The sequence below is a fragment of the Giesbergeria sinuosa genome (assembly GCF_042652905.1).
GTDB lineage: Bacteria > Pseudomonadota > Gammaproteobacteria > Burkholderiales > Burkholderiaceae_C > Simplicispira > Simplicispira sinuosa.
On record NZ_JBHSHJ010000001.1, the window covers coordinates 375,960 to 396,595 of the forward strand.

Sequence of the window (20,636 nt, forward strand, 5' to 3'; positions counted from 1 at the left end):
ATGTCGCTCAAGAGCATCACGTTGCACGATTTTGTCATTGTGCAGCGGCTGGATCTGGAGCTTGCAGATGGATTCACGGCCCTGACCGGAGAGACGGGGGCGGGAAAATCCATTCTGATTGATGCCCTGCAATTGGTATTGGGTGCCCGTGCCGATGCGGCTCTGGTGCGTGAAGGTGCAAGCCGCACAGATGTTTGTGCAGAGTTTGACACGCCCCTCGGCCTGCGCTCATGGCTGGAAGAGGCTGGTTTTGGCATCGAAGAGCACTTGTTGCTGCGCCGCACGGTGGACACCCAAGGCAAGAGCCGGGCCTGGATCAACGGCACCCCAGCCACAGCGGCCCAGTTGCGTACGGCGGGCGAGTGGCTGTTGGACATCCACGGTCAGCACGCTTGGCAAAGTTTGACGCGGCCCGATGCTGTGCGCAAGCTGCTGGACGCCTATGCCGGTACTTCCACCCTAGAGGTGGCACGTTGCTGGCAACGTTGGCGAGTGGCCCGCAAAGCCTTGGAGCAAGCACAAAATGCCCAAGAACATGGGGAGCGTGACCGTGAACGGCTCCAATGGCAAATTGCTGAGTTGGACAAGCTGGCCCCTGGCATGGATGAATGGGAAGAACTCAATGCCCAACATACGCGATTGAGCCATGCCCAAGCCTTGCTTGATACTGCGCATGCTGCGTTGGAATGGCTCGATGGTGAAGAGCGTGGCGCACTGTCGGGCTTGTCGCGGGCTAGCGAGTTGTTGCAAGCTCAGGAGCATCTGGAGCCAGAGTTTCGCAATTTGCAAGACATGCTCACCTCTGGTTTGGCACAAGCCGAGGAGGCCGTGCGTTCATTGCAGGCTTACTTGCGCCATGTGGATCTAGACCCGCAAGGATTGCTTGTGTTGGATGGCCGGGTCTCGTTGTGGCTGACATTAGCCCGCCGCTACAAACGCCCCCCCGCCGAGTTGCCTACGCTGCTGGCGGGTTGGAAACAGGAGTTGCAAAGACTAGAGAATGGTGCCGATCTGGTGACGCTGGAGGCTTCTGCACAACAGGCGGCAGAGGCTTATCACGCAGCGGCTAGACAGTTGTCACACCAACGTGCCAAGGCTGCGCCCCGGCTCTCACGGGCCATCACAGAAGCCATGCAGTTGCTGGGGATGCGCGGGGGGCATTTTGAGGTGGCCCTGCAACCCAGTCATAGCCCTGGTGCTGATGGTATGGACGAAGTGGTTTTTCTCATGGCAGGCCATCCGGGGGCAACGGCTCGCCCGCTGGCAAAAATTGCTTCGGGGGGAGAGCTGTCACGGATTTCGCTGGCCATTGCCGTGACTACCAGTGCTTTGGGTGAGGCACCCACCCTGATTTTTGATGAGGTAGATGCGGGGGTGGGGGGGGCCGTGGCTGAAGCGGTGGGGCGTCTGATGCGTCAGTTGGGCCAAGACCGGCAGGTGCTGGCCGTAACGCATTTGCCCCAGGTGGCGGCACAGGCCCATCGGCACTTGCTGGTGGCCAAAAGCAGCAATAGCCAAGGCACCAGCAGCACTGTGCAAGCGGTGGCTGCCGCACAGCGCGTACGTGAGATTGCCCGAATGTTGGGCGGCCAGCAACTCTCGCCCACCAGTTTGGCCCATGCCCAAGAAATGCTCGACATGGTTGCCCCCACGCCAATGGAGATAGCCCCATGAGTCTGGAAATTGCCTTGATCACTGGGCTGTCGGGCTCCGGCAAATCGGTGGCTCTGCGGGCCTTGGAAGATGCAGGTTACTACTGCGTGGACAATTTGCCTCCTGAGTTGCTGTCGGCATTTTTGGCGCTGGAGCACCACCACCACGGCAACCGTGTTGCTATTGCGATGGATGCGCGCAGTGGCACTTCTTTGGCACAGGTGCCACAAGAGTTGCTGCGTTTGCGCAACCAAGGCGTGGTGGTGCATGCCATTTTTCTCGATGCCACCACCGACACTTTGGTACGGCGTTTTTCAGAAACACGTCGCCGCCATCCCTTGTCGCATGATGATAGCTTGGATGGGCGCCGCGTATTGGTGCAGGCCATTGAACTGGAACGCGAATTGTTGGCCGATTTGCGCGAGCATTCGCATGTGATTGATACCAGCACAATTCGGGCTGCCCAGTTGCAGGGCTATATCAAAGGGCTGATGTCGGTGGTGCCGCAACAGTTGACGTTGGTCTTCCAATCGTTTGCCTTTAAGCGGGGCATCCCGGTGGATGCAGACTATGTGTTTGATGTGCGCATGTTGCCCAACCCACACTACGAGCCAGGATTAAAAGACTTGACTGGGTTGGATGCCCCCGTGGTGGATTATTTGTACCAACAACCCGAAGTCTCACGGATGCAGAGCCATATCGAACAGTTTTTGGAGCACTGGCTGGGGTTGTTGGCCAGCAACCACCGCAGCTATGTCACAGTGGCGATTGGCTGCACAGGGGGCCAACACCGTTCGGTTTATTTGGTGGAGCGCCTGGCAGAGCATTTCCAGTCCCGTTGGGTGGCACTGCGCCGCCATCGGGAAATGGATGCCCGTTGAGCCATCCATTGCGCACTAATGGGCCAATAGCGCCATTGTGACTATGGCACGATTGACACCACACCCCTGTAGAAAGACGAGAGCCATACTGCCATGTCCCTGTTACCCCCAGAAATGACCGTTATAGAGCGCGGCTGGCTCTCTGCCAACACCATTGTGTTTACGGATGGGCCTGCAGGCACGGCGGTGGTGGACACAGGTTATTGCACCCACGCTGCCCAGACCGTGGCACTGGTGGTGCAAGCTCTGCAAGGCAGGGTGCTAGAGCGCATCCTCAACACCCACCTGCACAGCGACCATTGTGGTGGCAATGCTGCATTGCAGCAGCATTGGCCCCAAGTGCAAACGGCTATTGCCCCTGGACTGGCCTTGGCTGTGGGGCATTGGGATGCCCACGCCTTGAGTTACACACCTACGGGCCAAGATTGCCCGCCCTTTCGCCATGATGCGCTGTTACAGCCCGGCACTGAGGTGAAATTGGGTCATCAAGCTTGGCAAATTCATGCTGCACCAGGGCATGACAGCCATGCCATTTTGCTGTTCGAGCCGCAGCAGCGCATCTTGATCTCGGGAGATGCCCTGTGGGAAAACGGGTTTGGTGTGGTCTTTCCGGAGTTGGATGGGGAGGCGGCTTTTGCGGATGTGGCCGCTACTTTGGACTTGATTGACAATTTGGCACCTGCCATCGTGGTGCCGGGGCATGGTGCTATGTTTCAGGATACCCCCCGTGCCATTGACACTGCCCGCCGCCGCTTGGACAGTTGGGCACGCGATCCAGTCAAACACGCGCGCCATGCAGCCAAGGTGCTGCTGAAGTACAAATTGCTGGAGTGGCAGCAAATTGCCTTGGAGGATTTGCAGCATTGGTTTGCCAGCACGCCCTATTTTGGACAGCTCCATGCGGCTTATTTTGCCAACGTGCCGTTGCAAACCTGGTGCCACACCCTGATCGATGATTTGGTGCGCTCTGGTGCAGCCCATCAGCACGGGCAGAGTTTGCACAATGTCTGATGGGTTGTTCTTTGTCAGACTATCGGGGCAGAGGGCTGCATAACCAGTTTTTTGCCCAAGATGGCACCCGCTCCTTCTATGATGGCTGCCGATGGTGCTATACACCACCGCTTTCATTGTTCAAGTATTCAAGATAGCCCAAAAAGAAAGGATGCGGGAAAGGGTCGTGCTTTGGCACGATGCGCTATCCACCCCAGGCATTTGTCGCCAGGGCATCCCGCGAGTCACCAGATGCACACTGTGTTCGACCCGCTGCGCCTGTCCTCGATTTCAATGGATGTCATGGCCGTGAACCGGGGCACGCCGCAAGGTATTGCCCAGCGTCAGCAGGCCCGTTTGGCCCAGTTGTTGGAGTCTACCCTGCGTGGCTCGCGTCTGTACCGGTCGCTGTGGCCCACAGGTGTTACGGCGGGCACGGCACTGGAGCAATTGCCAGTGGTGACGCGCGGCCAGTTGATGTCTGAATTTGATAGCTGGGTGACTGATCCGCAGATCACGCTGCAGGCGCTGCGCCAGTTCACCGCAGATCCTACCCGTATTGCCGAGCCTTGGCTGGGGCGCTATATGGTGTGGGAGAGTTCGGGCACCAGTGGTGAGCCGGGTATTTTTGTGCAAGATGTAGCCACCATGGCTGTTTATGATGCCTTGGAAGCGTTGCGGCGTTGTGCCACCCGCCCTTTGGCGCGCTGGCTAGATCCGTTGGGGCTGACGGAGCGTATTGCCTTTGTGGGGGCCACAGGGGGCCATTTTGCCAGTTACGCCTCGGTGCAACGGTTGCGGGCTATCAACCCGGTGCTCTCCAGTACCATGCGCAGCTTTTCCATTCAGGTACCTACCCACATGCTGGTCGCACAGCTCAATGCCTTTGCGCCCTCGGTGGTCGTCACTTACCCGACGGTGGCAGCCTTGTTGGCCGATGAGGCACGGTGCGGCACTTTGCGCGCTCGCCCACGTGAAATCTGGACGGGCGGAGAGTCCTTGAGTCCTGCAGTCCGTACGCATATTCAACAGAGCTTGGGCAGTTTGGTGCGCAACAGCTATGGCTCTTCAGAGTTTCTGGCCATTGGTTGGGAATGCGCGCACGGCCAGATGCATGCCAACACCGATTGGGTGATTCTGGAGCCTGTGGATGAACGTTTCCGTCCAGTGCCTCCCGGCCAGCCCTCCTGTAGTGTGTTGCTAACCAACCTGGCCAACCATGTCCAGCCTTTGGTGCGTTACAACGTCAGTGACCACATCACAATGCACCCTGAACGCTGCGCCTGTGGTTCGCCCCTGCCTGTCATTACGGTACAGGGCCGCCAGGATGAGCCTTTGGTGATGGCAGGTGCCAATGGGCAGAGTGTGACACTGTTGCCCTTGGCCTTGTCCACTGTGCTAGAAGACGATGCAGGTGTGTTTGACTTCTATTTGCATCAATTGGATGACAGCACCTTGGTGCTGCATGTGCCCCTAGAGGGTGAAGCAGGGCGGGCTGCTTTGGTCAGAGGGTGTGCTGCCCTCACGGCTTTTGCCACAGCCCAAGGGGTTGTTTCTATCCAGGTGCTGGCCGAGCTAGGCCAATCTGTGCCCAGAGGCCGTAGTGGCAAGGCCTGCCGTATTACGGCCTGTACGCCCGACTGAGACCTTTCTCTTCCTCCGCTCTTTGTTTTTGGTCTTGTTTGGCAGCAGGTGCTGCCCTGTAGGGATGTGCGCCTCTTGCAGCACAGGTGGGACTGCGTCAGCACATAAACGTCATGCAATGCTCATGTTTCTGTCATGGCTTTGTCGCGAAGCATCGCATACCATGTGTCAAACGTAATTTCAGCACAGGCGGGATGAAACCAGTATTGGGTTAGGGGTATCCTGAAAACCACAGGGTCTTTTACGGACTGATCTATATGTCAGTCACAAATGGACTTTGGCATACTGCCTTTTTTGTAATGTATTGAGCCTGAAGGGTTTGCAATGGACAAAACTACTGCCTCCTCTCTGCCATTTGAACACCAGCGTGAAGCCACCAAGGCGCTGGACGAAACGTTCCACGGCTTTCTGTCACGAACCACTATGGGCCTGTCTCCTATTGCGTTGGCGTTGGCGGCTGCTGACTGGGCCATGCATCTGGCGGCCTCGCCTGGTCGGCAAATGGTGCTGGGGCAACGGGCTTTGGCTTTGGGGCAGCAAGCAATTGCCACAGCTATGTCTCCCCCTGAAGATGCGCAAGGCCAACCCATCGTAGATAACGACAACCGATTCACCGATCCCAGCTGGCGCCAGTGGCCTTTCAGTGTGCTCAAAGAAAGCTACAAAGCCAACAGCACTTGGTGGCGTGAAGCGGTGCAGGTTGATGGTATGTCCCGTCACCACAACCACATGGTGGAATTTTTCACCCGTCAGATCACAGATACTTTTACGCCTTCCAATTGGCTGCTGACCAACCCTGAAGCCTTGAACAAGGCCCAAGAAACCCAAGGCCAGAGCCTGATGCAGGGTTTTGAGCACTTTACTGAAGATCTGCGCAAAGCTGAGGTGGCACGCAGTGAGCCCGAGGCCTTGGAGCCACTGACCTTTGCTGTCGGCAAAGACGTGGCCATTACCCCCGGCAAGGTGGTGTACCGTAACCACCTGATTGAGCTGATCCAGTACAGCCCCAGCACCGACAAGGTCTATCCTGAGCCCTTGCTCATCGTGCCCTCGTGCATCATGAAGTACTACATTTTGGACTTGTCGCCGTCCAATTCGATGGTGCGCTATATGGTGGGCCAAGGCTACACGGTGTTCATCATTTCTTGGCGCAACCCCGATGCTTCCGACCGCGATTTGGGGATGCAAGACTACCTGCACAGAGGCGTGATGGATGCCTTGGCTGCCGTGAAGGAGCGCACTGGGGCACCCCGTGTCCATGCCCTTGGTTACTGTCTGGGGGGGACTTTCTTGGCGATTGTGGCGGCTGCTATGGGGCGCCACACCCGCATGCTGGAACAGCACCAAGGTGGTGCGCGTCGCCGTGCGGAAGACCACTTTATGGACAGTTTGCCCGAGCTTGCCACCGTGACTTTGCTGGCAGCACAAACGGATTTCACAGAGCCGGGTGAAATGGGTGTGTTCATTGACGATGAGCAACTCAAGACCTTGCGTCAGCAAATGGATCGCAAAGGGTACTTGCCCGGTAGCGTTATGGCGGGCTCCTTCCAGTTCCTGAACATGCGCGAGTTAGTGTTCATGCGCAATACGCGCCGCTACCTGCTGGGCCAAGAAGAAGCGGACTTTGATCTGATGAGCTGGAATGCTGACCTGACCCGCTTGCCAGCCCGGATGCACTCGGAATACCTGTCCTCGTTGTTCTTGAACAATGCACTGGCCACGGGTAAATACCGGGTAGATGGTCAAGGCATTGCGCTGATGGATATCCACGCACCCATGCTGGTGGTGGGCACCACCCGTGACCATGTTTCACCCTGGCGTTCGGTCTACAAGATTCACTTGCAAACCGACACCCATGTCACCTTTATTTTGGCTGCTGGTGGTCACAACGCCGGGATTGTTTCGGAGCCTGGCCGTCCGCGCCGCAGCTATCAGATCAATAGCGTAGAAGACAACCAAGGCTGGATTGACCCCGATGACTGGGTGGCCAGCGCCCCCACCCGTCAAGGTTCTTGGTGGGAAGCCATGGATGCTTGGCTCAAGGAGCGTTCGGGCAAGCCCATCGCGCCCCCGGCCTTTGATACGGCCCATGTGCTTTGCGATGCTCCTGGTGAGTATGTGATGGTGCGCTATGTCGACTGAAGAAATTCACCCCTCTGATGCCCACCTGACAGGGTATTTGCAGCGCATGAGCGAGTCGATCGAGTCGATCAACGCCCGCATTGCCCGTTTGGCCACTGCGTTGGACATCAATCTGCAAAATGAGAGTGAACTCAACGATGTGCTGTCCCAAGACGACGAGCGCCCCCCTCCAGTAGAGCGGCGCAAACCAGGTGGTGCCCGTCCGGGCATGTCTCCTGAGCGGCGCAAATCGCATTTGCGCCAAGAGTTGCGGGCTTTATTGGTGCTGCGTTATGGCGTAGCCACACGTTATGTGGAACAGGTGGGGGTCGATACCACCCGCCACATTTTGGTCAGTGCGCAGGACAAACTCGAACGCGAGGGCTTCAAGCCCGGTGCAGCCGGGGCAGACCTGCGGCGTGTATTCAATGGGCATTAGCCCATCTTTCTGGCACACCTTGTGCTTTGCCAGCAGACGCGGCGCCGCCGCGCCTGGCTTTTCTTTGGAGATTTTTCGTTCATGACGCTCAACACATCCTCTTTCGGTCTGGCAGGCAAAAAAGGTCTGATCCTCGGTGTGGCTAACAACAGCAGCATTGCCTGGGGTTGCACCCAAGTCATGCACCAGCTCGGTGCTGATTTGGTGGTCTCTTGCCTGAACGAAAAGGCCCGTCGCTTTGTCGAGCCTCTGACCGACCCGTTGGGCGTGGAGTTGCTCAATTGCAATGTGGAGGTAGAAGGTGAACTAGAAGCCACGGTAGCACGCGCCGTGGAGCGCCTAGGACATTTGGACTTTGTGGTTCACTCTATTGCCTGGGCACCACTGGAAGATTTGCACGGGGACGTGGTTGACAGTTCCAGCGAGGGCTTTGCCCGCGCCATGAACGTCTCTTGCCATTCGTTTGCCCGCTTGGCTAAGTTGGCATCTCCCCACATGCGCAATGGGGGCTCCATGCTGAGCATGACCTATTTGGGCGCTGACGAGGCGGTGCCCCACTATGGGCTGATGGGGCCAGTCAAGGCGGCGCTGGAGTCTCTGACCCGCTACATGGCGATGGAGCTTGGCCCACAGGCCATCCGTGTCCATGCAGTGTCGCCCGGCCCTATCTTGACCCGTGCCGCCTCGGGTATTGCCAGCTTTGATGATCTGATGGCCAATGCAGCGCAAAAGTCGCCGCTCAAGCGTTTGGTGACATTGGAAGAAATTGCCAATCTGTGCGCCTTCTTGTGCTCCGATGCTTCGTCGGGCATGACCGGCCAGACCATCTATGTCGATGGTGGCTGCCACGCGATGGCCTAAGCCTGTACCGACGCACTCTCTTTCCCAATTTCAAGGATTTGCACCATGAACATGGCAACCCCCACCAACGAATGGATGGAAAACGTCACCTATGACGAAATGAGCGTCGGCCAAAGCGCCCGCTTGTTGCGTACCGTCACACAGGCCGACATCGAGGCTTTTGCCGCTGTGTCTGGCGACATCAACCCGGCCCACCTGAACCCCGAATACGCCGATGCCACCATGTTCCACGGCGTGATCGCCCACGGCATGTTGGGTGCGGCGCTGATTTCGGCCCTGTTTGGCACCAAGTTCCCCGGCCCCGGCACCATCTATCTGGGCCAAGAACTCAAGTTCACCAAACCCGTGCGTATTGGTGACACGCTCACCGTCACCGCCACGGTGTCGGAAAAAGACGATGAGAAAAAGCGCATCAAGATGAGCTGCTTGGTCACCAACCAAAAGGGTGAAACCGTGCTCAAGGGCGATGCCAATCTGATGCCCCCCACGCAAAAGGTGCGCGTCGAAAAAATCAACGCCCCCCAAATTCAGCTGTTTGACCCCGAAGCCCGCTTCAATGACCTGCTGGCCCGTGCAGAAGGTTTGGAGGCTGTGCGCTGCGCCGTGGTGCATCCCTGTGACGAAGGCTCGCTCAGTGGTGCGATGGACGCAGCCCGCCACAAGCTGATTGTGCCGGTGCTGATTGGCCCCGAAGCCCGCATCCGCCAAGTGGCAGCCGAGTTTGAGATTGATTTGGCGGGTGCTGAAATCATCTCGGTCGAGCACAGCCACGCTGCCGCTGAACTGGCTGCCAGCATGGCCGCCAAAGGCCAAGTGGAAGTGCTGATGAAGGGCAGCTTGCACACCGACGAGTTGCTGCACGCTGTGCTGTCGCAACCCAGCTTGCGTACGGGCCGCCGCATGTCGCATGTGTTCCGCTTTGATGTGCCGCTGTACCCCAAGCCACTGCTGATTACTGATGCCGCCCTCAATATTCAGCCTACGCTGCAAGAGAAGGTCGACATCATCCAAAACGCCATCAACTTTGCCCATGTGATGGGCGTGGCCAGCCCCAAGGTGGCTATTTTGGCCGCGGTGGAGACTGTCAGCCCCAATATGCCGTCTACACTGGATGCTGCTGCACTGTGCAAGATGGCCGACCGGGGCCAGATCAAGGGTGGGGTGCTGGACGGCCCCTTGGCCTTTGACAACGCTATCTCGCGCCATGCTGCAGACATTAAGCACATTCAATCGGTTGTGGCGGGCGATGCCGACATTTTGGCTGTGCCTGATCTGGAAAGTGGCAACATGCTGGCCAAGCAGCTTGAATACTTGGCAGGTGCTTCGGGCTCTGGTTTGGTGCTGGGCGCGCGTGTGCCCATTGCCCTCACCAGCCGTGCCGATGGCCCCATGAGCCGCGTGGCCTCTGCATTGTTGGCTGTGTTGGCTGCCCATGCCGCACGCGCCGCCAAGGCCGCCCCTACCACTATTGCCTGAGGTCACATCATGGCTATTCTTGCTGTCAATGCGGGGTCGTCCTCGCTGAAGTTCTCGCTGCATCCGCTCCAGCATGGCGGCAAGGTGCAGCCTAGTGTGCTCAACGGTTGTATTGAGGGCTTAGAGCCCGGTGGTACGCCCAAGATGGACTGGACTTTTGCTGGCCAGCGCCAAAGCGAGACCATTACCACGCCGGGCGAGTCTTCGTTTCAGCGAGCGTTGGCCCGCCTGCGCGCTTTGTTGGCTGAACTCGAAGGTGCTCCCACCATCAAGGCAGTGGCCCATCGGGTAGTGCATGGTGGTCAAGCATTCAAGCAAAGCGTGGTGGTGGATGCGACTGTGCTGGAGCAGTTGGAACGCCTGAACTCTATGGCACCGCTGCACCAGCCGCACAATCTGGCGGGTATCCGCTCGTTCCAGCAGGCTTTTCCAGCACTGCCGCAGGTGGCCTGCTTTGACACGGCCTTCCACACCAGTCTGCCTGAAGTAGCCAGTGCGTTTGCCTTGCCGCAATCGTTGACTGAGCAGGGGGTGCGCCGCTATGGTTTTCATGGGCTGTCGTACCACTACATCATGGATACCCTGTTGGAGCAATCTCCCCGTGCCAAAGGCCGGGTGCTGATGGCCCATTTGGGCAACGGTGCCAGCCTGTGCGCTACTGTGCAGGGGCGCAGCTGTGCCACCACGATGGGTTTTTCGGCACTCGATGGCTTGATGATGGGCACCCGCAGTGGCACGCTAGATGCTGGTGTGTTGCTCTATTTGATGGAGCAGGGCTGGGATCATGACCGCATTCAGAAATTGCTTTACAAACAAAGCGGTTTGCTGGGGGTTTCGGGCATTTCGGCAGACATGCGCCGTTTGCGTGCCGATGGCAGCGAAGCGGCACAACGGGCCATTGACCAGTTCACTTACCGTGTGGTGCGTGAATCGGGCGCTTTGATCGCCAGCATTGGGGGGCTGGATGTACTGGCCTTTAGCGGTGGTATTGGCGAACATGATGCCGTGTTGCGCGCGCAGGTGTGCGAGCGCCTAGGCTGGCTAGGGGTGCAGCTCGATGCGGGACGCAATGCCCAAGCCACCCGTGACGCCATCAGCGCCATCCATGCGCCAGGCAGCAGTATCGAAGTCTGGGTTATTCCCACCGATGAGGGGCGTGTGGCTGCCCGTGAGGCGGCTGCGCTCTTGCACCAAGGTGACGATGTGCCTGTCATGGCACCAGAGCCTGCGCTTGAAGTGATGGATTAAGCCAAGAGCACCTCACACTATTGGCCGGGGCATTGCCCCGGCTTTTTTATGCCCAGATGCTCCACTCCTTCTAGTGTGCAGTGACAACAAAAATATTCTTGATTTAACGGACAGCCGCCTCCGATAGTGCCAGACTTAGCAACCTCATGTGTCCAATACGTCACAGACGTTTGGCTGCGGCCCTCAAGGCTGACAGGATGAGGACGATAGACAACCAGATCTGTCAATACAACAAAGGAGAGACTCCATGGAGGCATCTAATTTTTCAGGGGATATGTCTGCTCTCACAGGGTTGGCTGTCGCGCTGGGCTGCGGTCTATTGATGGGGATTGAGCGTGAACGCCGCAAGGGAGCGAAAGCCCAAACGGTGATGGCTGGGATGCGCTCATTTGCACTGTCCTCGCTGACGGGCGCTTGCACGGCCTTTTTGGGCTCTCAAACGCTGATGGCGGTGGGGGCTGCTTTTGTCGCGTTGATCAGCGTGGTGGCTTATGCCTACGACCGTTCAGACTCTCCAGGCATTACCACTGAGATTGCCTTGTTCATGGCCTACCTGATCGGGGTATTGGCAGTGCAGGCACCCATGTTGGCATCAGGATTGACGGTGATGGTTACAGGGCTGCTGGCCGCGCGGGATTCTCTGCACCAGTTTGCCCGTGACTGGTTGCGCCCTGGTGAAGCGCAAGGGGGGTTGATTTTGGGGGCGCTGGCCTTGTTGGTCATGCCCTTGGTGCCTGACCGTGCGTTGTGGGGGCCGGTGCTCAACCCCCAATTGGTGATGAAGCTGTTGATTGTGCTGCTGCTGATCCAGTCATTGGCCCATGTGGGGCGGCGGCTGTTGCAGGCCCGCCAGGCGGTCGCCCTGTCGGCATTGGCTTCGGGTTTTGTCTCCAGTACCGCCACCATTGGCAGTTTGGGCATGGAGTTGCGCACCACACAAGGGTCGTACAAGCTCCAAGCTGGGGCTGCCCTGTTGTCGTGTGTGGGCACTACCACCCAGATTCTGATCATTGGCGGCACGATCCAGCCTGCTTGGATTGTGCCGTTGTGGCTGCCTGCACTGGCGGGTAGTTTGGTAGCAGCCCTTTGGGGTGGGTGGATGGTATGGCGCCATGCCGCGCCCCCCGGCAGTGAGGTGGCTGGCTCCAAGACGCCAGATACCAAACTGTTTCGCTTGCGTGATGCCGCTTTGATTGTGTTGTTGCTGACAGCCATCCAAGCGGGCGTCCACGGGTTGCGTTTGTGGTTGGGCGATGCTGGGGTGATGGCCGGTACTTTGGTCGCGGCACTGGCCGATATCCATGCCGTCACGGCAGCATTGTTGACGATTGGTATGCCTGGCACCCAAGAGGCCACCAATATTGTTTGGGCGTTGGGCGCAGCGATGCTGGTGCATGCTTTTAGCAAAAGCGCGGTGGCCTGGGCCAGTGGGGGCTGGCGCTATGCGCTGGCATTGGCGCCGGGTCTGTTTGCCCATACTTTTGCATTTGTGGGCATTTTGATGTTGGTGACGTTGCGCGGCTGAAATGGCCTTGCCGCTCGACTACAGCTCCCCCAAGTAGGCAGAACGCACCTTGGGGTCGGCCAATAGTTCTTGCCCTGAGCCGGTCAGGGTGATGCGGCCAGACTCCATCACATAGGCCCGTTGTGAAAATTCCAGTGCCAAGGTGGCGTTTTGCTCTACCAGCAAAATCGTCACCCCTTCGGCAGCCACTGAGCGAATCACCTCAAAGATTTTTTCTACCACCAAGGGGGCCAGCCCCATCGATGGCTCATCTAGCAGCAGCAAGCGCGGGCGTGACAACAAAGCCCGGCCAATGGCGACCATTTGCTGCTCTCCGCCCGAGAGCGTACCGGCCACTTGGCGCAGGCGCTCCTTCACCCGTGGCAGCATGGTAAACACCCGCTCTATATCGGCCTCAATGGCGGCAGCACCATCGCGGCGGGCATAAGCGCCCATGCGCAGGTTTTCTTCTACCGTCAGGCGGGTAAAAATGCCCCGGCCCTCGGGCACTAAGGCAATGCCTTGGCGCAAGCGGTGGTGCGTGGGTAGCCGCTCAATGCCACTGCCTTCATAAAGCAAACGGCCTTGGCTGAGGGGCAACAAACCGGCAATGGCGTTGAGGGTGGTGGTTTTGCCAGCACCATTGGCACCAATCAGTGACACCAGCTCGCCGTGGTGCAGTAGCAAGTCTATGCCCTTCACAGCCAAGATGGCCCCATAGGCTACCTGCACCTCTTGCAATTGCAACAAGGGTGGTTGCTCATTCATGCGCTGGCTCCTGTGCTGGTGGCTGCCACTGGAGGATGGCTGGGCCGCCCTAAGTAGGCGGTGATCACGGCCTCGTTTTGTTGCACTGCCGCAGGCACATCTTCGGCAATTTTGCTACCAAAATCCAACACGGCAATGCGGTCGCACAAGCCCATCACCAGTTTGACATCATGCTCAATCAACAGCACGGTGATGCCATCGTGGCGGATGGTTTGCACCAACTCGCGCAGCCGGGCGGTTTCGGTGGCGTTCATCCCTGCCGCCGGTTCATCCAAGGCCAGCAGTTGTGGCTCGGTCGCCAGCGCACGCGCAATTTCTAGGCGGCGCTGATCGCCATACGATAGATTGCGTGCGAGGGTGTCGGCAAAGCGTTCAATGCCCACGTATTTGAGCAGTTCGTAAGCTCGCTCGGTAATCAGGTCTTCTTCCATGCGGGCCGCGTGGGTCTGCCAGAGGATAGACCACAGATTGGCCCGCGTGCGAATGTGGTGCCCAGTCATCACGTTCTCTAGCGCCGTCATTTCACGAAACAGGCGGATATTTTGGAAGGTGCGCGCAATGCCTGCCGCCACGATTTCATCGGGGCTGCCTGCGGGCAACTCCGTACCATTGAACACCAGCTCGCCACCATCGGGGGTATAAGCGCCCGTCAAGACGTTAAAAAAGGTGGTTTTGCCTGCGCCGTTGGGGCCAATCAGGCCATAAATCTCGCCCTTGCGGATGGTCAGGGACACCTCTGACAAGGCTTGCAGACCGCCAAAACGTTTGGTGATGTGGCGTGCCTCTAGCAAAGAGATCATGGTGTACCCTCCTTGCCAAGCACCTGCTGTGGGCGCGAATAGCGGCTATACGATGGAATCAAACCCGCTGGCCGCCACAGCATCATGCCAATCATGGCCAGCGATAGCAGCAGCATCCGCAGCACTTCGGGGTCTAGCAGTACCTGATTGAATACCGCCTGCTGCACTGGCACGGCCAAGTGGCGCAAAATTTCGGGCAGAAAGCTCAATAACAAAGCGCCCGTAATCACCCCAGCCAAATTGCCCATGCCGCCAAACACCACCATCGTCAGCACAGCAATCGACTCCATCAGCGAAAAGCTCTCGGGCGAGACAAAGCCCTGAAACGCGGCAAACAGGCCACCAGCCACACCGCCAAAGGTAGCCCCCATGCCAAAGGCCAGCAGCTTCATGTTGCGTGTGTTGATGCCAATGGCCTTGGCGGCCAGCTCATCATCGCGAATAGCGGCCCAAGCCCGGCCCATGCGCGACACTTGCATCCGCTGCACCAGCACAATCGACAGCACGACACAGATTAAAAACACGTAGTAATACAACAACAGGGAGGGGATGGTGATGCTGTCGCCAATCTTCAAGGGCCGCGAAATATCCCAGCCAAACAGCACCAGCGGGTCAATCATGTTGATGCCTTGGGGGCCGTTGGTGATGTTGATGGGGTGGTTGAGGTTATTCATGAAGATACGAACAATCTCGCCAAACCCTAATGTGACGATGGCTAAATAGTCCCCCCGTAGCCGCAGTGTGGGCAAGCCCAACACCACCCCAGCCAGTGCGGCAAAACAAGCCCCCAGCGGCAGCACTACCCAAAACGGCCAGTGCAAATCAAACTGTGGCGAGCCTAAAAAAGCAAAGGTGTAAGCACCTACGGCGTAAAAGGCGATGTAGCCCAAATCGAGCAAACCGGCAAAGCCTACCACCAGATTGAGGCCAATTGCCAGCATGACATAGAGCATGGCAAAGTCCAGCACCCGCACCCAAGTGCGGCCAAACAGCAGCGCCAGCAAAGGCGCGCCCAGTGCCAATGCCAACAGCAACCAGCGGGCGGCCACAGGGTTGCGCTTGCCAATCCAAGGCAGGGCCAGAGCAATATCGTTCATGGTGTGCGGCCTCAGGCGCGGTCGGCCACACGCTCACCCAACAGCCCCGTGGGCCGGAAGATGAGCACGATGCCGAGAATAATGAAAGCAAAAATATCTTGATAGGCGGAATTGAGGTAGCCAAAAGTCCAGTCGCCGATATAGCCTGCGCCAATCGACTCCACCAACCCCAGCACCAAGCCCCCCACCACCGCACCGGCCAAATTGCCAATGCCGCCCAGCACCGCTGCGGTGAATGCCTTCAGGCCCGGAATAAAACCCATAGCGTAATGGGCCACGCCATAGTTGGCGGCATACATCATCCCGGCAATGGCCGCCAATGCCGACCCCAAAATAAAGGTGATAGAGATGATGCGGTTGGTGTCCACCCCCATCAAACTGGCTACGCGGTGGTTCTCTGCCGTGGCACGCATGGCCCGGCCTAATGAGGTTTTGTTCACTAAAAACAGCAGCGCCACCATCAAGGTGGCTGATACCAACAAAATAATGATTTGCACTGGGGTGATAAAAACCCCATCCAGCGGCTGCAAGGGCGTGCTGGGTATTAAAGAAGGGAAGGTGTGGTAGTTGCGCCCCCAAAGAATCATCGCCAGCGTTTGCAGTAAGAAAGACACCCCAATGGCCGTAATCAGCGGTGCCAAACGCGGGGCATTGCGCAAGCGGCGGTAGGCGGTGCGCTCAATGGCATAGCCCAAAGCCATGCACACCAGCATAGCCGCCGCCAAGCCTATCAGCAAGGTAGGAATGGCCCCCAGCCCCGGCGCATGGAGCAGCAAAAAATTGACGGTGGAATAGGCTACCAGCGCCCCCACCATCAACACATCACCGTGGGCAAAGTTGATCAGGCCCAAAATGCCATAGACCATGGTGTAGCCCAGGGCAATCAGCGCATAAACGCTGCCCACCACCAGGCCATTGACAATTTGCTGGAGCAGGGTTTCCATCAGTGCATCTTTAACAAGGCTTGCCAAACCCGGCAAGCCGGGCGCGTGATTCTCTGGGGGAAGTGGGCAAATTTACCGCAGGGCTTCCCACTTGCCAGCCTTAAACTGGTACACCGTTACGGCTCCGTCTTTGATGTCGCCCTTGGCATCAAAGGCCACCGTGCCAATCACGCCAGGAAAGTTGACCTTGCCCAACTGGGCGGTGTATTTGGCTGGGTCAGCCGAGTTGGCGGCTTTCATGGCCTCGATCAGGGCCGAAGCGGCATCGTAGGCATAGGGGGCGTAAATTTGCACTGGGGCATTGAATCGCTTGCTATAGCGGGCCGTAAAGTCTTTACCGCCCGGCATTTGTTCTAGCGGCAGGCCCGGCTGGGTGCAATAGGCATTGGTGCTGATGGCATCGCCAGCCAGTTTGATGATTTCGCCTGTGCAGCCGCCATCGCCGGTGATGAACTTGCTGTTCAGCCCCAGTTGCTTGATTTGCTTGAGCATCGGGCCGCCTTGGCTGTCCATGCCGCTGTACACAATCACATCGGGGCTTTGTGCCTTGACGCGGGTCAGGATGGCTTGGAAGTCGGTGGCTTTATCGCTGGTGAACTCGCGCCCAGTCACGGTGCCGCCGCTGGCCTTGACGGCTTTTTCTACCTCGTCGGCCAAGCCTTGGCCGTAGGCGGTGCGGTCGTCAATGATGGCAATTTTCTTGCCCAGTTGGGTGGCTGCATATTTGCCGATGGACAGCCCCTGCTGCACATCGTTGGCAATGGTGCGGAAGGTGGCCTTAAAGCCTTGTTGGGTCAGTTTGGGATTGGTCGAGGCGGGCGACACTTGGGGCAGGCCCGCATCGTTGTAAATGCGCGAGGCTGGAATAGAAGCCCCCGAATTCAGGTGGCCCACCACGCCTTTGACGCCGCTGTCGGCCAGCCGCTGCGCCACCGTGGTGGCGGTGCGGGGGTCGGCTTGGTCGTCTTCGGCTTGCAGTTCAAACTTGACTTTTTTGCCTGCCAGCGTCACCCCTTTGGCGTTGTACTCCTCAATCGCTAGGCGGGCACCGTTTTCGATGTCTTTGCCCAAGTGGGCTTGGCTGCCCGTTAAAGGGGCAGCAACGCCGATTTTGACAACTTCTTGCGCCTGGGCCACTGTAGTGAGCAAACCCAAAATCGCGATAGAGACCAGACTACGCTTCATGAATATTCCCCTGCATCAAGATCAATGGTGAATGAAAGCTACGCGTACAAAGCGCCCCGACGGGCAATGTCGAGGGCCGCACAGACTATACGCAAAAACCATGCCTTATCTAGGGATTTTGTGGCAAGGGTATGCCCTGAGTCTGGAGCCGATAATCGCCCTATGACCTCCATCCCCGCGCACCGCGCCACCGATTTCAGCGCCTTGGCGCTCAGCCCGGCCACCCTGGCCAATCTGCAACAACTGGGCTACTTGCAAATGACCCCGATCCAGGCGGCGAGCCTGCCAGCTGCTTTGCAGGGGCAAGACCTGATCGCCCAAGCCAGCACGGGTAGTGGGAAAACGGCCGCTTTTGGGCTGGCCCTGCTGGCACGGCTCAATCCGCGCTGCTTTGGTGTGCAAGCCTTGGTGCTGTGCCCCACGCGTGAGCTGGCCGACCAAGTGAGTGCTGAAATTCGGCGCTTGGCGCGTGCGGCAGACAACATTAAGGTGGTGACGCTGTGTGGTGGTGTGCCCTTGCGTGGACAAGCACAAAGCCTGTCGCATGGCGCGCACATTGTGGTGGGCACACCGGGGCGTGTCATGGATCATCTGGAGCGCCAAAACTTGGCCCTGGATCAACTCAATACCTTGGTGCTGGACGAAGCCGACCGCATGTTGGACATGGGGTTTTTTGACGATATTGCCACCGTGGCCCGCCAATGCCCCAAGGTGCGCCAAACGCTGTTGTTTTCGGCCACCTACCCCGAAGGGATTGCCAAACTCAGCCAGCAGTTCATGCAGAACCCGCAGCAAATTACGGTGCAGGCACAGCACAGCGCCAGCAAAATTGACCAGCGTTGGTTTGAAGTGAAAGAAAGTGAGCGTCTGCATGCCGTTGGGCAATTGTTGGCGCACTTCCGCCCCGAATCCACATTGGCCTTTTGCAACACCAAACAACAATGCCGTGATGTCGTGGCGGTGTTGCAGGCCCAAGGCATCAGTGCTTTGGCCTTGTATGGTGAGCTAGAGCAACGCGAGCGCGACCAAGTGCTGGTGCAGTTTGCCAACCGCAGTTGCTCGGTGCTGGTAGCTACCGATGTGGCCGCACGCGGCTTGGATATTGCCCAACTGGCCGCCGTTATCAACGTAGACGTCACGCCCGACCCCGAGGTGCATATTCACCGCATTGGCCGCACAGGCCGGGGCGATGCCGAAGGCTTGGCGCTCAATTTGGTCAGCATGGATGAGATGGGCAGCGTAGGCAAAATTGAAGTGCTGCAAGGGCGCCCTTCGGAGTGGACGCCCTTGGCTGGGCTTACCCCTGCCCCCGGTGGCCCCCTTGTGCCTCCCATGGCTACGGTACAAATTATTGGCGGGCGCAAAGAAAAAATCCGGGCCGGTGATGTGCTGGGTGCCCTGACGGGCGAGATGGGCTTTACGCGCGAGCAGGTAGGCAAAATCAATGTGAATGAGTTTTCTACCTATGTGGCGGTGGAGCGCGGCGTGGCTGCCCAAGTGGTAAATCGTTTGAATGCGGGCCGTGTCAAGGGCAAGAGTGTTAAGGCACGGCTGGTATAAGGCTGGGCTTTGCCACTGCCTTGTCTGAACAGGCCATGTTGATATCCCCTCCTGCTGCATTACTTGCATGGTTGACACCCCGCAACTTGTTGTGGGCCTCTGTGGGGATGGCACTGACCACTATGGCCCTCAAAACGCTGGCTTGGTATGTGACCGGCTCAGTGGGCCTGTTGTCCGATGCGATGGAGTCTTTGGTCAACTTGGCCAGTGCCATGTTTGGTGTCACGATGGTGACAGTGGCGGCCCAGCCTGCGGATGACAACCACCCCTATGGGCACCATAAGGCAGAGTATTTCGCCTCCGGTTTTGAGGGCATGCTTATCTTTGTGGCGGCAGGCGCCATTTTGTGGACTGCGGTGGAGCGTCTGCTAGCGCCCCAACCTCTGGCGCAAATGGGCTGGGGTTTGGCCTTGTCCGTGTTTAGCTCGCTGCTCAATGGTGGTTTGGCCTGGGTTATGTTGTGGGCATCACGCCGCCATCGCTCTATTGCACTGGAAGCCGATGCCCGGCATTTGTTCACCGATGTCTGGACTTCTGCGGGGGTTGTGCTGGGGTTGGGGGCGGTTGCCCTGACGGGCTGGAATTGGCTAGACCCGATAGTGGCTATTGGGGTAGCGTTGAACATTCTTAAAGAGGGGGTGCATTTGGTGTGGCGCTCCTCCCAAGGGCTGATGGATGAGGCGGTGGAGCCGCAAGTGCGTGACACTATCCAACACACCTTGACGGCTTTTTTGCACCAACACAATGCCGGTGCGACACCTGCGGGTTGTGTGCGCTTTGACCACATCACGACCCGCATGGCAGGTCAGCGCCGATTTGTGGAATTGCACATGCATATTCCTGGGCATTGGACGTTGACCCATGCCGCCGAACTGCGTGGACAGGTGGAGCAAGCACTGATGCAGGCGGTGCCTGGTCTGCGCGCTAGGATTGAGCTGTTACCCTGCCATGTGGAGTCTTACCTTGATCCTGCCGATATGTCGGAGCCTTCCCCATGATGAGCCTTTTGCAACGCGTGCGCCAAGCCCATGTAGACATTGAGGGGCAGGTGGTGGGCCGTATTGGCCCCGGTTTGTTGGTGCTGCTGTGTGCCGAACGTGGCGACACCCAAGCCCAGGCCGACCGATTGTTGGCCAAGTTGCTCAAGCTGCGCATCTTCAGTGATGAGGCTGGCAAGATGAACCGCAGTCTGCAAGATGTGCAAGGTGGTTTGCTGGTCGTGAGCCAATTCACGCTGGCAGCCAATACCAATACGGGCAACCGGCCTAGCTTTACCCAAGCAGCCTCCCCCGAGGAGGGGCGACGCTTGTATGACTACTTTGTGCGCCAAGCCAAGGCCATACACCCTGTGGTGCAGACAGGTGAGTTTGCAGCCGACATGCAGGTGCATCTAGTCAATGATGGCCCCGTAACCATCCCATTGCGCATGGCACCCGACCTCCCTACAAACGGGGGGCCGTGAACT

The 20,636-nt window shown here is 58.1% G+C and carries 18 protein-coding genes; 13 read left to right on the top strand and 5 right to left on the bottom strand.

What is annotated here, in order from left to right; translation table 11 throughout:
- The 10 genes from recN to ACFO6X_RS01745 all read left to right on the top strand — a co-directional run bounded on the left by recN (nucleotide 1) and on the right by ACFO6X_RS01745 (nucleotide 12,838).
- Nucleotides 1–1,674 (top strand): DNA repair protein RecN, encoded by a 1,674-nt coding sequence (gene recN, locus ACFO6X_RS01700; RefSeq protein WP_382429405.1) that lies wholly within the window; start codon nucleotides 1–3, stop codon nucleotides 1,672–1,674.
- A complete protein-coding gene (gene rapZ, locus ACFO6X_RS01705; protein WP_382429407.1) occupies nucleotides 1,671–2,534 on the top strand; it encodes an RNase adapter RapZ in 864 nt (287 codons plus the stop codon). Before recN ends, rapZ begins: the two co-directional genes overlap by 4 nt.
- A 93-nt stretch (nucleotides 2,535–2,627) precedes the next feature.
- Complete coding sequence (locus ACFO6X_RS01710) at nucleotides 2,628–3,545, top strand: MBL fold metallo-hydrolase (RefSeq protein WP_382429409.1); 918 nt, start codon at nucleotides 2,628–2,630, stop codon at nucleotides 3,543–3,545.
- Nucleotides 3,546–3,776: 231 nt separating this feature from the next.
- Nucleotides 3,777–5,168, top strand: coding sequence for a phenylacetate--CoA ligase family protein (locus ACFO6X_RS01715; RefSeq protein ID WP_382429411.1), 1,392 nt, complete (start codon nucleotides 3,777–3,779; stop codon nucleotides 5,166–5,168).
- Nucleotides 5,169–5,492: 324 nt separating this feature from the next.
- Complete coding sequence (locus ACFO6X_RS01720; protein ID WP_382429413.1) at nucleotides 5,493–7,310, top strand: PHA/PHB synthase family protein; 1,818 nt, start codon at nucleotides 5,493–5,495, stop codon at nucleotides 7,308–7,310.
- Nucleotides 7,300–7,728, top strand: a complete 429-nt coding sequence (locus ACFO6X_RS01725; RefSeq protein ID WP_382429415.1) for a hypothetical protein — start codon at nucleotides 7,300–7,302, stop codon at nucleotides 7,726–7,728. Before ACFO6X_RS01720 ends, ACFO6X_RS01725 begins: the two co-directional genes overlap by 11 nt.
- Before the next feature lie 81 nt (nucleotides 7,729–7,809).
- Nucleotides 7,810–8,589 carry an enoyl-ACP reductase FabI gene (gene fabI, locus ACFO6X_RS01730; protein ID WP_382429417.1) on the top strand — a complete coding sequence of 260 codons (780 nt, stop codon included), beginning with the start codon at nucleotides 7,810–7,812 and terminating at the stop codon, nucleotides 8,587–8,589.
- 45 nt (nucleotides 8,590–8,634) lie between these two features.
- On the top strand, nucleotides 8,635–10,065 hold the full coding sequence (locus ACFO6X_RS01735; protein WP_382429419.1) for a bifunctional enoyl-CoA hydratase/phosphate acetyltransferase: 1,431 nt from the start codon (nucleotides 8,635–8,637) through the stop codon (nucleotides 10,063–10,065).
- Nucleotides 10,066–10,074: 9 nt separating this feature from the next.
- Nucleotides 10,075–11,313 (top strand): acetate/propionate family kinase, encoded by a 1,239-nt coding sequence (locus ACFO6X_RS01740; RefSeq protein WP_382429421.1) that lies wholly within the window; start codon nucleotides 10,075–10,077, stop codon nucleotides 11,311–11,313.
- Nucleotides 11,314–11,560: 247 nt separating this feature from the next.
- The gene (locus tag ACFO6X_RS01745) at nucleotides 11,561–12,838 is read left to right on the top strand and encodes an MgtC/SapB family protein (RefSeq protein ID WP_382429423.1); all 1,278 of its coding nucleotides are present in this window, start codon (nucleotides 11,561–11,563) and stop codon (nucleotides 12,836–12,838) included.
- A gap of 18 nt (nucleotides 12,839–12,856) precedes the next feature.
- Here the strand turns inward: ACFO6X_RS01745 and ACFO6X_RS01750 are convergent, their stop codons facing one another.
- From ACFO6X_RS01750 to ACFO6X_RS01770, 5 genes are all read right to left on the bottom strand, one after another.
- Entirely contained in the window at nucleotides 12,857–13,585 is a 729-nt protein-coding gene (locus ACFO6X_RS01750) for an ABC transporter ATP-binding protein (protein WP_382429425.1), read from the bottom strand.
- Nucleotides 13,582–14,385 (bottom strand): ABC transporter ATP-binding protein, encoded by an 804-nt coding sequence (locus ACFO6X_RS01755; protein WP_382429427.1) that lies wholly within the window; start codon nucleotides 14,383–14,385, stop codon nucleotides 13,582–13,584. The genes ACFO6X_RS01750 and ACFO6X_RS01755 overlap by 4 nt, the downstream gene beginning before the upstream one ends.
- On the bottom strand, nucleotides 14,382–15,482 hold the full coding sequence (locus tag ACFO6X_RS01760) for an ABC transporter permease subunit (protein ID WP_382429429.1): 1,101 nt from the start codon (nucleotides 15,480–15,482) through the stop codon (nucleotides 14,382–14,384). The genes ACFO6X_RS01755 and ACFO6X_RS01760 overlap by 4 nt, the downstream gene beginning before the upstream one ends.
- 11 nt (nucleotides 15,483–15,493) lie before the next feature.
- Nucleotides 15,494–16,426 (bottom strand): branched-chain amino acid ABC transporter permease, encoded by a 933-nt coding sequence (locus ACFO6X_RS01765; protein WP_382429431.1) that lies wholly within the window; start codon nucleotides 16,424–16,426, stop codon nucleotides 15,494–15,496.
- A gap of 72 nt (nucleotides 16,427–16,498) precedes the next feature.
- Nucleotides 16,499–17,611, bottom strand: coding sequence for a branched-chain amino acid ABC transporter substrate-binding protein (locus tag ACFO6X_RS01770; protein WP_382429433.1), 1,113 nt, complete (start codon nucleotides 17,609–17,611; stop codon nucleotides 16,499–16,501).
- A gap of 162 nt (nucleotides 17,612–17,773) precedes the next feature.
- On the opposite strand from ACFO6X_RS01770, the gene dbpA reads away from it, so the two are divergent.
- From dbpA to dtd, 3 genes are read left to right on the top strand one after another with little or no spacing between them, the layout of a single operon-like run.
- Complete coding sequence (gene dbpA, locus ACFO6X_RS01775; protein WP_382429435.1) at nucleotides 17,774–19,171, top strand: ATP-dependent RNA helicase DbpA; 1,398 nt, start codon at nucleotides 17,774–17,776, stop codon at nucleotides 19,169–19,171.
- A gap of 35 nt (nucleotides 19,172–19,206) precedes the next feature.
- Nucleotides 19,207–20,169 (top strand): cation diffusion facilitator family transporter, encoded by a 963-nt coding sequence (locus ACFO6X_RS01780; protein WP_382429437.1) that lies wholly within the window; start codon nucleotides 19,207–19,209, stop codon nucleotides 20,167–20,169.
- The gene (dtd, locus tag ACFO6X_RS01785) at nucleotides 20,166–20,633 is read left to right on the top strand and encodes a D-aminoacyl-tRNA deacylase (RefSeq protein WP_382429439.1); all 468 of its coding nucleotides are present in this window, start codon (nucleotides 20,166–20,168) and stop codon (nucleotides 20,631–20,633) included. Before ACFO6X_RS01780 ends, dtd begins: the two co-directional genes overlap by 4 nt.
- Nucleotides 20,634–20,636: the final 3 nt, after the last annotated feature.